This is a genomic window from Vibrio sp. Isolate22, assembly GCF_022398115.1.
Lineage (GTDB): Bacteria > Pseudomonadota > Gammaproteobacteria > Enterobacterales > Vibrionaceae > Vibrio.
In genome coordinates this window covers 85243-98835 of the sequence record NZ_JAKEUW010000005.1, presented here as the reverse complement: position 1 = coordinate 98835, position 13593 = coordinate 85243, and the positions used below count along the sequence as shown (strand labels likewise).

Below are 13593 nucleotides of genomic sequence, written 5' to 3'. Positions count from 1 at the left end.
TGGGTTTGTTTAGCGCTCATCTCTCACCACGAGCTAATTTGTGGAGGCCTTACGTTAACGTTTTGTCTCAACAACGCTTATAGTCAACGTGGCTTTTTAATCGATTAACCTAGTAGGCTAAGTGCCGAGTTCGGCGCTTGCTTCGCTTGAGCAAGAATCGAGCTTGAAGCTTGAGAAAGGATCTGAGACTTAGTCATCTGAGTCGTTTCTTTCGCGAAATCGGTATCTTTAATACGGCTCTTAGATGCGTTAACGTTCTCGTTAATGTTGTCTAAGTTGCTGATTGCGTGGTCGAAACGGTTTTGGAAAGCACCCAGCTCTGCACGGTGACTGTCTACGTACTTAAGTGCTGCATCGATTACTGCTACAGACTCTTGTGCGCCGCCAACAGACGTTACGTCGATAGTATCAACGGTTACGTCTTTACCCGCTTGAATGCCTAGCTCGCCAGCAAGACCACCAGAGAAAGACACATCGCCGCTCACTTTGTTGTTACCAGTGAACATTTGTAGCTTACCGTCTTCAGTTACAGACGCTTTCACAGAATCTTGTTGACCGTTGATGTAAGTCGCTAGCTCTTCGATGTCGTCACCCGCTTTTGCGTTGATGTCGATCTCTTGTGCTTGACCAAAGTTATCTGTGAACGACAGTTTTAGGTCGTTAGAACCCGCTTGAACGTTCCAGTCTTTGTCTTTAGCGTTCTCAGTTTGGTAGCTCTTACCACCCATCTGAGCGTTATCAGAACGCATATCTTTCAGTTGAAGCATTACCGCTTCACCGTTATCCGCACCGATTTGGAATGATTTAGTACCGTGAGTACCGTTAAGCAGCTTGTTACCACCAAAAGACGTCGTTTCCGCGATACGGTTTAGCTCGTCGTTCAGTGCTGTTACTTCTTCTTGAATCGCTACACGCTCAGACTTAGAGTTTGAACCGTTCGCAGATTGTAGAGAAAGATCACGCATACGCTGCAGGATGTTAGTCGTCTCGTTCATTGCACCTTCAGCAGTTTGTGCAATAGAGATACCGTCGTTCGCGTTACGAACAGCAACGTCTAGGCCGCGGCTTTGAACGTTCAAACGGTTAGAGATTTGTAGGCCCGCCGCGTCGTCTTTTGCGCTGTTGATTTTAGAGCCAGAAGCTAGACGCTCCATTGATGTTTGTTGTGCGCTGTTCGCGTTATTTAGGTAACGTTGCGCAGTCATCGCTGAAACGTTTGTATTTACATTCACTGCCATGGTGATTTCTCCAATTGATTTTCCGGTATTGCGGTTTCCGACGTCTCGGAAAACCAAGTAGTTCTCTCAAAGTTACTTTTAATAGCGGCTCGAAAATCAGAAGCTTTAGAAAAACTTTTAAAAAACCATAAAAAAATTATTAATCATTTAATTTTCAACAATTTAAAATCTTAAACTTTCTAAAATAACTATCGATTTTTATTATTGAGAGCATGTTGATTGTTTAAAAAACGCTCTAATTGGCTTTTTAGTTGGCCTATGTACAGAAATGATCAATCAGCAAAATTCATGGTTGCGGGCAAATAGTAGGCAAAAAGGTGAGCTGTTTTCCACAAAGTCGGCAGAGAAAATTAAAGCTAGCAGAGTGAAAAAGCGAAGAAAGATCGTTAGAAGGGAAAATAAAACGCAATCAGTAGAAAGGAAAAAGCCCCTTTTCCTTTGAGAGAACCGGGGCTAGTTGGCGTGTCAGAGCCTGTGTGGAGATCATCGAGAAATGAACACATTTCCGACTCGCCGTTGCATTCTTACCGTAAAGATGGATAGCAGGTGAGAGATGAGAGAGCTAAACACCCAATAGTAAGTATGCTTGCCAGTTTCCCTTGCTGCATGGCTCACGTCTGAACACGAGCAGCAAGTTCAACCAATAACTATTGCAATAGTGACATTGCAGAGTTAGGCAATTGTTTTGCTTGAGCAAGTATTGAAGTACCTGCTTGTTGCAGAATTTGTGATTTAGTCATTTGCGTCGTCTCTTTCGCAAAGTCCGTATCTTTGATTCGGCTGTTTGAAGCGTCTACGTTCTCTTGAACGTTTGCCAAGTTATTAATACTGTGGCTTAGACGGTTCTGTTTCGCACCCAAATCAGCACGCTGTGAATCTACGTACTTCATTGCAGAATCAATAACGCTGATAGCGTTCTGTGAACCAGCAACACTTGTTAGGCTGATATCTTGAACTGATGTTGCACGGCCTTCGCTCTTAATACCAAGCTCAGATGCCAAGCCACCAGAGATAGACATAGCGCCATCTAGGTCAGGTTCCGCTACGAATAGCTGTAAACGGCCATCATCTGTAACTGATGCGTTTACTAAGTCAGATTGACCATTAATGTAAGTCGCTAACTCTTCAATATCGTCACCCGCTTTAGTGTTGATATCTAGAACGATGTCTTCACCCGCTTTGGTTTTGAATTCAAACTTAAGATCGCTCGCTGTTGGCGGCACTTCCCAGTTCTTATCTTTCGCGTTTTCTGAATCGAACGTAGTACCACCCATACGGTAGTCATCTGCACGGATACTTGTCAGAGCCATGATCATTGCTTCACCAGAGTTAGAACCGATCTGGAATGAAGCTTCACCGAATGAACCGTTTAGTAGACGACGACCACCAAACGATGTGGTTTCCGCGATACGGTTAAGCTCATCTTGAAGTGCCATTGACTCTTCATTCAGTGCAGTACGCTCTGCCGGCGAGTTAGTGCCGTTTGATGATTGAATCGCTAGATCACGCATACGTTGTAATACGTTAGTAGATTCGTTCATCGCACCTTCTGCCGTTTGAGCAATCGAAATACCGTCGTTGGCATTACGCATTGCCACATCAAGACCACGAGACTGAGCCGTTAGACGGTTCGAGATTTGCAGACCTGCCGCATCATCTTTCGCACTGTTGATCTTGTGACCAGATGACAGACGCTCCATAGAAGTCGCTAAGTCATTAGACGCTTTATTCAGGTAACGCTGCGCTGTCATTGCGGAAACGTTAGTACTTACATTAACTGCCATTTTGCTCTCCTTATGAGTTCGCAAGCTCTCTGCGAAGCGGCCAGCTTTACTCTCATATGGATAAGCACTGACCGTATGTTACTCAATAAACCTTACACAAGGTTTAAGATCTGTATTAATCATTTATAACCAACACAGATACAAGTTGTGTGCCAAGTTTAATTTTGTATAAATAATTTTTTTATTTACTAATAATCAAAAACTTACAAAAAATTAAACGCGATTATGATTGTTTACTTTTAGAAGATGAAACTGCCCTCATCCTCTTGTTGCCGTTTTTTGCCGCTATATCAAGAAACATTATGCTTCGTACGAAAAAGCGGCAATTTTTGAAGTCATTCGCACGTATGGCATAGCACATAAGGCAAAGAATCAACTCCATGGTATTTAGTCGTTCACCACTAAATACCGATTAATCATTAAATATAGTTAAACAAGGTTAGATCTTTTGTTTTGCCAAACGCTTGCTGTGAAGCTTGTAATGCTCGAGAGTTTTCATTGAATTCAATGATAGCTTTCGAGTAATCCAAATCTTCAAAGTTGCTTTTCGCTTTCGCCAAAGACAACTTAAAGTCTTCATGTTGTTGCTCTTGAATATCCAATGTACTCAAACGGGCACCGACGTCTGTTCTTGCTTTCGTTAAGTGAATAAACGCAGCATGAAACTCTTCCGTCATTTGGTGCAGTTTTGCCGTTGCCGATGCATCGGACACAGGGTTTTCTACCTGTTCTGCCGCTTCTTTGAACGTGTCAAAGATCGAGAATGTCTCTCTTGGCTCTAAGGTGATCGAATCACCCTTGGTGACTTGCCCTTTAAACTGAATGTTTAACCCTTCGTAGACAATGCCAGTCGCAGGGTCAAAATCTTCAGCAGCAACTACAGCGCCATCTTTTTCAAGTTGGTACGCAAACTTACCGGTCTGCATATCAACAAAGGTTACTTTATAAGTAGAACCATCTTCTGCACTATTGGTCGCGCGACCGAGCAGTAACTCAGATGCGGGCTCAAGCTCGTATTGAGGCTCGTAATCACCGAATGGGTTATCTATTTCCATAAATAACTTACTGCCCGGATCATTCATCGCCATTTCAAAGCTACTCGCTACACGCATCTTGCGCTGATAGTCGTCGCCTTGATACGTCACCGTTCCTTCGTTATCGCGAAAGAAGGGCTGGCTTTTTGGCTTAGTACCAGCAAATGTGTAGTTGCCAGACTCGTCTTGAGAGTTTGCTAAGTACAAAAAGTTATTCGCTAACTCTTGGATTTCACGCTTCTTCGCTAAACGGTCTTCAGGTGACAACGCGCCGTTGATCATTTCCATCACGGTTCGTTTTGCTTCATCAGCAAAGCCTTCCGAGTTGGCGATCATCACCTCATGATGCTCAAGGCGGTTTCTAACCAGAGTAATAGCATCAACGTACTGTTTAAGCTGCTCTGATTGCTGACCAATATTTTGTAAATAGTGCGTCGCTAGCGGGTCATCACTTGGCGACTGCAGCTTCTTACCGGAAGCGAGTTGCGCTTGGTTGTGATGCACCTTGTTCTCTTGGCGGCGCAAGTCATTTTGTACGGACTGGTAGTTATGGAAGCTAGATATACGATTTAACATTTATACTTCCTACCTCAGAGCCAAAATAGTATTAAAGGTATCGTTAGCAGCTTGCATGATGCGTGAAGAAGCCATATACGCTTGTTGAAACTTCATCATGTTTGCCGCTTCTTCGTCGAGGTTAACCCCCGAGATTGAAGCAATACGCTCTTGGGCTGACTGCTTTTCTAACGTCGCGATATCACTCAAGCGATTGGCCGTTGAAGACTTCAGACCCGTGTTGGTATTCAGGTTGTGGTAAAGGTCTAAAATCGTAGACTCACCATCGTTCAAGATCTTGCCCGTTTGGAGATCTTGCAGCTTACGCAAGTTGCCATTGTCACCTTCAGATGGGACAAGGTTTGCCGTAAATTTGTCGTTTGCCAACGCGCCTGCCGTTAACTCGAAGGTCGTGCCGTTAATCGTCACCGGCCCTTGTGGCGGGTACGGTTGAGGCTGCATTAAGATGTTGCCTTTTGGATCTGTCACCGCAAATTGCTCACCCTTTGGTGACACAATCACTTCAAACTCACGCAGTTGGCCTGCCTCTAGAATTTTGAACCCAGCAGTGCCTTTGGCAAACGTTGTGGATGCCTCATAACTTTGTGCGGCAATGTCTTTTGGATCTGTGGTTTCCATGTGAATCTGCGCGGCAAAATTACGCGTTGGACGCAGTAACAGCTTTTCACCAAGTTCAGGCGGATTACGAATTTCTACGCGCATACCATCAAGATAAAATGCGTTGCCGCTCGAATCGGTGCTCACTTTGACCGTTTCGCCACTTGGCTTGGTCACCACGTAATCACTACCATCGTATTTAAGACCGTACTCTCCACCTTTTAAGGCAGAAGTATCATCAATAAACACAGCGACATCCGCTTTGGATTGCCCACTTGCCGTCACACGAGATTTTGCCACCAGCTCAGAGTTCACATCGGTAAACAGGTTCTTACCCACGTTGCCGTTGAGATCCAAGCCTTGCTCTTGAAGAGCATTAACCTTGTACGAAAACGCGGTTGCTAAGCGGCCGAGCTCATCCATGATTGCTGGGATGTGTTCGTCTCGCATATCTAACATGGCACCGATTTTTCCATCAATGTCACTGCTGGTGATAGGCTTTAAAGACTTCCCTTCAACAATCGCCAAGCGACGCTGGTGTGCATCAGGCAAACCATCGACCATTTTTAACTGGCTTGCCTCGCTGCCTGACACTAAGGTGTGGCCGTTACCAATATGGACATTGAAGCCTTCGGCATTTGAGCGTGGTGTCACCGTTACTTTGGTATAACCAGAAAGCTCATTAATTAGCTTTTCATGCTGATCTCGCAGGTCATTATGAGGCCCAGGAGTTCGCATCATCAGGCGTTGTACGTCACGGATCTCTATCGCGAGTTGGTTGACTCGCTCGATACCCATATCTAATTTTTTATTCGTAAAATCAGACTGTTGACGAACCGTCTCATGAAATTCATTCAACGTTTTAGTGAGTAACCCAGCCTTCTCGATTACGACTTTTCGAGCACCAACGTCGTTCGGTGTATCGGCTAAGGTTTTAACCGAGTCAAACCATTCATTTAGGTTTTCTGGAATCTTCTTCGAAGCCACCGAAGACAACATGTTCGACAGCATGTCCAAGTTGCCTTGAGTGTCGCCTTTGTTGGCGGCATTAGTTGTCGATAGGTTAAGTTCATTGACGGCAAATTGGTCCCAAGAGCGGCGAACATTTTCCACATGCACACCCATGCCGTAGGTTTGACCACCGTACTGGCGCGGGTCATTAACACCTTGAATCACAGATTGGCGGCTATAGCCCTCTGTATTGGCGTTAGAAATGTTATGACCTGTGGTGTTTAGCTGTCTCTGAGCAGTAAGAACACTTTGTGCCCCTACATTCAGAAGATCCGACGCCATAATGCCCCCAAAAAACTTAACAAAATCAGGATAAACTGATTAACTACCAGTTTAAAAAGCAATATGTATGCCAATAGAGAACATGGTAAGTCAAAAGGCGTTAATTTGTTGAAGTGTAAAGAGATAACTATATGTGGTGCTGTTGAATATTAAGCGGTAGATAAGAAAAGAGCCTGCCAGTGGCAAGCTCTAGATGTTCAATCGATATGACCTAGTTCATCTCATCAATCTTAGCTTTAACTCGCAATACCTTATCAGCGTAGTTAGGGTCGGTTGCGTAGCCTGCTTGATGAATCCCTTTGATGAAATTCTCTGAGTTGCCTTGGTGCTGCAGCGCCGTTTCGTACCTTGGGTTTTCGTTCAAGAACTTCACATAATCGTTGAAGCTGTCTTCAAAACTAGAGTAAGAACGGAAAGAGGCCGATTCTTTAACGGCCGTTTTACCATGGAACTCGAGTGTTTGAGTTGCCACTTTATCGCCTTTCCAGCTTCTGTCTGCTTTGATGTTGAATAGGTTATTACTGTTGCCCAGAGAGTTCTTCACCATCTTAGAGCCCCAGCCTGTTTCCAGTGCCGCTTGAGCCAATAGTAGAGATGAGTCCACACCAAGGGCGCTTGCCGCTTTTTCTGCGTAAGGCTTCATTGAAGCAACAAATGATTCTGGTGAATCGAAAGAGACCGGCTGTTTGGCTGCTGACGCAGATTGGATTTCTTGTGCTCTCTCATCTGAACGATCTGAGAATTGAGGTCTTTGCAATGAAGTATCAAAGCCTTCACTACGAACCTTATCTTCTGTCGCATCGCTTGCTTGACCCGCACTTAACTGTGCAACAATCATATCCGCAAGGCCTAACGAACCATTCGCACTGAGCTCGCTCGCCATTTGGTCATCTTGCATTTGGCGGTAGAACTGTTCGTTCTGGCTGTTCAACATATCCGATTTAAAGCTAGAGTTCGCATCGCGCATCGACTTAAACAGCATTGAGGTGAAAATTGCTTCAAACTGTTTTGCCGCTGCGGTAAGTGCTTCTTTCTCACTGCCCTCTTCACCGTTTACTGCTTGTTGACGAAGGCGGTCTAGGCTACCGATGTCATGAATAAAGCCGATGTCGTTGTTATTCTTAATCATGCTCTATTCCTTAAATTATGATCAGCTGGCCTTCAATCGCACCCGCTTGTTTCAGTGCTTGAAGGATTGCCATTAGATCAGAAGGTGCTGCGCCCACTTCGTTAACCGCTCTAACCAAATCATCCAATGTTAAGCCAGGTTCGAACTTAAACATCTTGCCATCGGCTTCAGTGACTTCGATATCAGAGTCTGGAACCACTACCGTTTGACCGCCAGAGAATGCATTCGGTTGGCTTACATTTAAGTTTTCTTTAATCGCGACTGTCATACCACCGTGTGTTACCGCCGCCGCTTTTAGGCGCACGTGCTTACCAACCACAATGGTACCAGTGCGAGAGTTAACGATGATTTTCGCTGAGCCTTCAGCTGGGTCAAATTCAATGTTTTCGATTGCCGATAAGAAAGCCACACGTTGGCTGATTTCTCTAGGTGCACGCACTTTTACAGACGTCGCATCAACCGCTGACGCCATTTGTGGGCCTAAGAAATTATTAACTGCGTCAGCCATGCGCTGCGCTGTTGTGAAATCGGATTGGATTAGGTTGAATGTGATGTAGTCACCACGGCCAAATGGCGTTGGGATCTCTTGCTCTACCGTTGCACCACTTGAGATGATACCGACGTTAGGGTTGTTGCCGACAATCTTAGAACCATCGTTACCCTGAGCACTAAAGCCACTTACCACTAAGTTACCTTGCGCCACAGCATACACCTGACCATCAAGACCTTTTAGGAAGGTTTGTAGCAAGGTACCACCACGCAGGCTTTTTGCTGAGCCGATTGAAGATACGGTTACGTCAACTTCCTGACCTTGCTTAGAGAAAGCCGGCAGTTCAGCGGTAACAATTACTGCCGCTACGTTTTTAGTTTTTGGCTTAGTGCCAGGCGGCAATTGAATGCCAAAGTTTTGCAGCATCGCGTTAAATGTTTGATCGGTAAAGGGAGTTGTCTCACCGGTACCCGGCAAACCCGTAACCAAACCATAACCGACAAGTTGGTTACTACGAACACCCGCCACTTTTGCCACGTCTTTAATACGCGCAGCATGGGCACTGGTGGCAAGAAATAGCATGCCGAATAGTACGAGTGTCAGTTTTTTCATTGAGTAACCTGTCTGTATTGCTTTAATTAATAATAACTTAGCGAAAAATTGTTGATTAACGCGGGCTGTCAGTATGTCGACGCCCTCTCAAGCTCTACAGAGATACATTAAAGAATCGTGCCAAGAATCCAGGCTCTTGCATATCTTGTTGCACTCCGGTACCTGAATACTGGATTCGTGCATTAGAAACACGGTTTGAAGCGATGGTATTATCGAAATCAATATCATCTGGACGGATGGTGCCACTTAGGCGGATGTACTCATCACCGGTGTTCAATGTCATCCACTTTTCACCACGCACCACAAGATTGCCGTTAGCGAGCACTTCAATCACCTCCACAGTAATATAACCACTGATGCTGTTGCTCTGATTAGCAGATGCATCACCTGCGAAGGTATTGGTGTTACTTAGGTCGTACGAGAAGTTGTACTTGTCTATAGTTAACTCTTGACCACCAACAGCCAAAGGCTCCATTGATGAGTCATTCGACTTAGACATATCTGCATTGGCTTTTTTCGTCGCACGAGTATTTTCATCCAATGCCACAGTAATGATGTCACCAATACCGCGAGGCTTTGAGTCATCGTACATGCTGCCAATATGGTTTACGTTAAATAGTGAACCGGTTGCCGCTGCATAATGCTCTGGCTTCTGTTTTGGATTAATTGGCGCCCATGCAGGATCACCAGCAATAGGGTCCGTTCGACCACGAAGCGTGTCGATAATACCTGAGCTTTCTTGAGCCGATTTATCACCTTCTACCGCATCAACCACTGTGGTTGCGTTTTCTTGTGCTGGTGTCTCAATAGGATCCAGTACAGTACAACCAGTCATCGAAGCTAACAGGGCAAAACAAAAAATACGTTTCATGGCGATATACTCTCAGCAAGTCGTGGTAAATAGTAGGCCGTGACGAACACGTCAATTAATACGAAACAAGTAAGCGGTGAATTAACCGATTACAGCTGTTGGTTAACAAAGCTCATCATCTTGTCTACCGACGAGATAACTTTCGAGTTCATTTCGTAAACACGTTGAGCTTCGATCATATTCACAAGCTCTTCAGTTACGTTTACGTTCGATGTTTCTAGCATCGACTGGCGGATATTACCTAGGCCATCGAAGCCAGGTACACCTTCTTGTGGGTCACCACTCGCACCTGTCGGCAAGTAAAGGTTTTGACCAACTGGCTCTAAACCACCTGGGTTTACAAAATCAGTAATGGTGATTTGGCCTACCACTACGTTGTTTTGCTCACCACGTAGGCGAACCGATACTTCACCGTCGTTACCGACTGTTACCGAGATTGCATCTTCAGGGATAACGATTTCTGGTTGTAGCGGGTAACCTTGACCCGATGTCACGATTGCGCCGTCACCGTTCAATGTGAACTGACCATTGCGGCTGTAGCCTGTTTCACCATCTGGCATTTCAACTTGGAAGAAACCGTCACCTTCGATCATCATATCGAGGCTGTTAGACGTAGTCTGCGCGTTACCGTGTGTGTGAACCTTTTGAGTAGCCACTACTTTAGAGCCCGCACCTAGCATCAAACCACTTGGTAACTCAGTGTTCTGAGACGACTGACCACCAGGCTGGTTTATGTTCTGGTAGAACAGATCTTCAAATACCGCGCGGCTCTTTTTAAAACCAATGGTCGAGGCGTTGGCAAGGTTGTTTGAAATCGTTGAAATGTTGGTTTGTTGGGCGTCTAAACCTGTTTTACTTACCCATAATGCTGGATGCATAGTAATTTCCTTTAAATTCTATTAGCTCATACGAAGCAGTGAATCAGACGACTTGTCCATTTCTTCTGCTGTGCTCATCATCTTGACCTGCATTTCAAACTGACGTTGTAAGTCAATTAGGCTGGTCATTTCACCTACGGCATTTACGTTACTGCCTTCGATAGCACCTTTTAGCAACGTTACCGCTGCATCTGCTTCGTATGCCTGATCTGGGTTTTTCGAACGGAATAGACCATTCGTATCTTTAAATAAACTTTGATTGTCTGGACGTACAAGTTTAATACGATCAACGACCTCTAGTTCCTCAGCTGGAGCGCCTTGAGGAATGACTGAGATCGTGCCGTCTGTACCAATTTCGACTTTGCTGATTGGGATTGGCAGTGTGATTGGTGCGTCGTTTTCACCCAGTACCAAGTGGCCACTTGCATTGGTCAACAAACCGTTTTGGTCAACCTTTAGGTTACCGTTACGTGTTAAGCCTTCACGACCAGTGTTATCCATTACCGAAATCCAACCATCACCTTGAATAGTAACGTCAAGATCACGGCCAGTGGTAACCACACTACCTTGCGCAAAATTATGTCCCGGACGCTCTGTCATGCTGAATACACGAGTAGGCATGCCTTCGCCATACGCTTGCATTGAACGCGCTTGTGCTAGATCAGCACGGAAACCCGTTGTACTTACGTTGGCAAGGTTGTTTGCACGTAGCTGCAAAGCTTGCATATTTTGCTTAGCGCCACTCATGGCAAGAAACAGTGCGCGATCCATAATTTTGCTCCAAAAATCATCTTCTGGGGCTAATAAAGCAAACACTGTGCCAATATTTTTAACTGTTATTTATCAACAGTTTAAATAGAAAACAAACAAGAAAGGTGATCACAAAAGGATCATTGAGGAAGAATTGTTGCCAGTGGCATTACCGGGCGGCAATAAAGGCGGCAAATAAAAAAGCAAACAACAATACCCAATTCAATAACATTGAATTGGGTATTCGCAGATAATTCAGACGTTAGAAACGATTAACGAATCTGAAGAATATTCTGTTGTAGTTGGTTGTGTACTTCTAGAGAACGAGAGTTCGCTTGGAAGTTACGTTGAGCAGAAATCAAATCAACCAATTCTTGAGTCATATCGATGTTCGACTGCTCCAGAGAGCCATTGTTGATGCTACCAAATGAACCTTTGTTCGATTCACCCCAGATTTTGTCACCCGAGTCGTTAGTAGAATCCCACTGAGTGCCGCCTTTCTTATCCAGACCTTGTTCATTTGGTACGCGAACTAGGCCTACACGACCAAGCATCACGTTTTCACCATTTGAGTAAGTACCTAGAACACTGCCGTACTCATCGAAATCGATTTTGGTTAAGAAGCCTGTTGTCGCACCATCTTCATCAAACTTAGTCAGTTCAAACGGAGCCGCAAACTGGGTTGAAGAATCTAGACCAAACTTAAGCACTTGCGTTGGATCTGCACCATTCAGATCGACAGGGTTAGCGCCTGCACCTAGCGGTTCCGAGTTAATCGGTTGACCACTGTTTAGGCTTGCTAACGTACCGTCATTGTTGAACTTCATAGTGTGACCAACATGACCTTGAGCATTCGTTGCATCACCACCAGTGATGTTTATTGGCTTCTCGCCAGTCTCATCAGACACGGTGTAGTAAGTCTGCCAAGTGTTTGGTTGCGTTTGATCTTTGAGGTAGTAAGTCGTTAACTTGTAAGACTGACCCATAGAATCGTATACCGTCGAAGACGTTGCACGGTTATAGGTGTCAGCATCTTTGAAGTTAAATGCAGCTGGATCTTTAAGATCACCATTTGCAGGAAGGTTAACCCCTACTTCAATGTTTTCTGTCTGTTTTGGCTTACCAAATTCAGCTGGAATGTCGAGAGGCTTTGGCGCATAAGAAAGAACTTCACCCGAGTTTGGATCAACATCGTAGCCTAAAAGAAACTCATCGTTAGCCGTAACCATGTAGTTGTCTTTGTTTAGGTGAAATGCACCATTACGTGTTAGTTCGTTAATCTCCGGCACCATACGGTCTTTCGCTACCGCAAAGAAACCTGTACCACTTACGCGTAGATCCATTGGGTTGTTTGTATAAATACTTGAACCTTCGTGGAACTGTTGCGCCACTTGGCTAGCTTGCGCACCACCACCTGACGTCGTTTTTGCGTTTGTGAACAACGAGTTTGAGTACACATCGCCAAACTCAGCACGAGACTCTTTAAAGCCAAATGTGTTTGCGTTCGCAATGTTGTTACTGGTTGTATTCAGGTCTAATTGTGCAGCGGATAGGCCGCTTAAAGCTACATATGACATTCCAATATTCTCCTAATCTATCTAGCTAGCATGTTCACTCACTTAAGAGCTACGCTTTACCAACTTCTAGTACTTCAGCAAGTCGTACTGGCGATGTAAAACCAGCCAGATTGAGTAGTACGTTGCCATCACCCTTACCAAGAAGCACACTGTTCACGTTCGCATAGCTGGAAACTTGGAACTCTGTGTTCTCGCCATCCAGTAAACCCGACGCTTTCACGTTGTATTTACCAGCCGGCAATGGGTTACCGTCTTCGTCTTTTCCGTCCCATTCAACACGTGTATCGCCTGAAGGTTTAGAGCCGATATCAAAAGTGCGAACCAACTGACCCACTTCGTTCTCAACACGGACCATAACGTTGTCCATCGCTTGAGGAAGCTTAACCATTGCCGCCATACCGCCATCACCTTGCTTTACACCTGCCGCACCAGGAACCAATACATCACGACCAACCAAAGAGGAGGCCTGCAGTGCTTGGTTAGAGGTCATCGATGAGTTCAAGCTTTCAAACTGTGAATTCATTTTGCCGATGCCATCTACGGTCGCAAATGAAGCCATTTGCGCAATCATCTGGTCATTGCTAACCGGCTTAAAAGGGTCTTGCTGTGCTAGTTGCTTAGTCAACAAAGATAAGAAATCTTCTTGCTTAAGATCCTGCTTACCTGTTGTTTCGTCGGGCTTCTTAGCGCCATCTTGAAGACTCTTCAGCTGGTCAACATAGGACAAGCCGCTTTGACCAACATTGTTGTTGATTCCAGCCATG

11 protein-coding genes are annotated in these 13593 nt (G+C 45.0%); all 11 read right to left on the bottom strand.

The window, feature by feature from the left end:
* Positions 1-104: 104 nt before the first annotated feature.
* On the bottom strand, positions 105-1238 hold the full coding sequence (locus tag L1D55_RS05285) for a flagellin (protein ID WP_128161651.1): 1134 nt from the start codon (positions 1236-1238) through the stop codon (positions 105-107).
* Positions 1239-1885: 647 nt separating this feature from the next.
* On the bottom strand, positions 1886-3022 hold the full coding sequence (locus tag L1D55_RS05280; protein ID WP_128161653.1) for a flagellin: 1137 nt from the start codon (positions 3020-3022) through the stop codon (positions 1886-1888).
* A 419-nt stretch (positions 3023-3441) separates the two neighbouring features.
* Positions 3442-4632, bottom strand: a complete 1191-nt coding sequence (gene flgL / locus L1D55_RS05275) for a flagellar hook-associated protein FlgL (RefSeq protein WP_008218248.1) — start codon at positions 4630-4632, stop codon at positions 3442-3444.
* Positions 4633-4641: 9 nt separating this feature from the next.
* Entirely contained in the window at positions 4642-6522 is a 1881-nt protein-coding gene (gene flgK / locus L1D55_RS05270) for a flagellar hook-associated protein FlgK (protein ID WP_239916731.1), read from the bottom strand.
* Between the two features lie 211 nt (positions 6523-6733).
* Positions 6734-7651, bottom strand: a complete 918-nt coding sequence (gene flgJ / locus L1D55_RS05265; RefSeq protein ID WP_239916730.1) for a flagellar assembly peptidoglycan hydrolase FlgJ — start codon at positions 7649-7651, stop codon at positions 6734-6736.
* Between the two features lie 10 nt (positions 7652-7661).
* Positions 7662-8753, bottom strand: coding sequence for a flagellar basal body P-ring protein FlgI (locus tag L1D55_RS05260; RefSeq protein ID WP_008218243.1), 1092 nt, complete (start codon positions 8751-8753; stop codon positions 7662-7664).
* A gap of 94 nt (positions 8754-8847) precedes the next feature.
* Positions 8848-9624: a flagellar basal body L-ring protein FlgH gene (gene flgH / locus L1D55_RS05255; protein ID WP_239916728.1), complete on the bottom strand. Its 777-nt coding sequence runs from the start codon at positions 9622-9624 to the stop codon at positions 8848-8850.
* Between the two features lie 89 nt (positions 9625-9713).
* Positions 9714-10502, bottom strand: a complete 789-nt coding sequence (flgG, locus tag L1D55_RS05250) for a flagellar basal-body rod protein FlgG (protein WP_004739713.1) — start codon at positions 10500-10502, stop codon at positions 9714-9716.
* 21 nt (positions 10503-10523) lie between these two features.
* A complete protein-coding gene (locus L1D55_RS05245) occupies positions 10524-11273 on the bottom strand; it encodes a flagellar basal body rod protein FlgF (RefSeq protein ID WP_171367702.1) in 750 nt (249 codons plus the stop codon).
* A 251-nt stretch (positions 11274-11524) separates the two neighbouring features.
* On the bottom strand, positions 11525-12829 hold the full coding sequence (gene flgE / locus L1D55_RS05240) for a flagellar hook protein FlgE (RefSeq protein WP_171367701.1): 1305 nt from the start codon (positions 12827-12829) through the stop codon (positions 11525-11527).
* A gap of 49 nt (positions 12830-12878) precedes the next feature.
* Positions 12879-13592: a flagellar hook assembly protein FlgD gene (gene flgD / locus L1D55_RS05235; RefSeq protein WP_008218237.1), complete on the bottom strand. Its 714-nt coding sequence runs from the start codon at positions 13590-13592 to the stop codon at positions 12879-12881.
* Position 13593: the final 1 nt, after the last annotated feature.

What these genes read in the sequence shown, in the direction of transcription:
- flgJ (WP_239916730.1), bottom strand. Translation starts at nt 7,651, where the DNA reads ATGATTAAGAATAACAACGACATCGGCTTTATTCATGACATCGGTAGC.
- flgD (WP_008218237.1), bottom strand. Translation starts at nt 13,592, where the DNA reads ATGGCTGGAATCAACAACAATGTTGGTCAAAGCGGCTTGTCCTATGTT.
- L1D55_RS05260 (WP_008218243.1), bottom strand. Translation starts at nt 8,753, where the DNA reads ATGAAAAAACTGACACTCGTACTATTCGGCATGCTATTTCTTGCCACC.
- L1D55_RS05285 (WP_128161651.1), bottom strand. Translation starts at nt 1,238, where the DNA reads ATGGCAGTGAATGTAAATACAAACGTTTCAGCGATGACTGCGCAACGT.
- flgL (WP_008218248.1), bottom strand. Translation starts at nt 4,632, where the DNA reads ATGTTAAATCGTATATCTAGCTTCCATAACTACCAGTCCGTACAAAAT.
- flgH (WP_239916728.1), bottom strand. Translation starts at nt 9,624, where the DNA reads ATGAAACGTATTTTTTGTTTTGCCCTGTTAGCTTCGATGACTGGTTGT.
- flgG (WP_004739713.1), bottom strand. Translation starts at nt 10,502, where the DNA reads ATGCATCCAGCATTATGGGTAAGTAAAACAGGTTTAGACGCCCAACAA.
- flgE (WP_171367701.1), bottom strand. Translation starts at nt 12,829, where the DNA reads ATGTCATATGTAGCTTTAAGCGGCCTATCCGCTGCACAATTAGACCTG.
- flgK (WP_239916731.1), bottom strand. Translation starts at nt 6,522, where the DNA reads ATGGCGTCGGATCTTCTGAATGTAGGGGCACAAAGTGTTCTTACTGCT.
- L1D55_RS05245 (WP_171367702.1), bottom strand. Translation starts at nt 11,273, where the DNA reads ATGGATCGCGCACTGTTTCTTGCCATGAGTGGCGCTAAGCAAAATATG.
- L1D55_RS05280 (WP_128161653.1), bottom strand. Translation starts at nt 3,022, where the DNA reads ATGGCAGTTAATGTAAGTACTAACGTTTCCGCAATGACAGCGCAGCGT.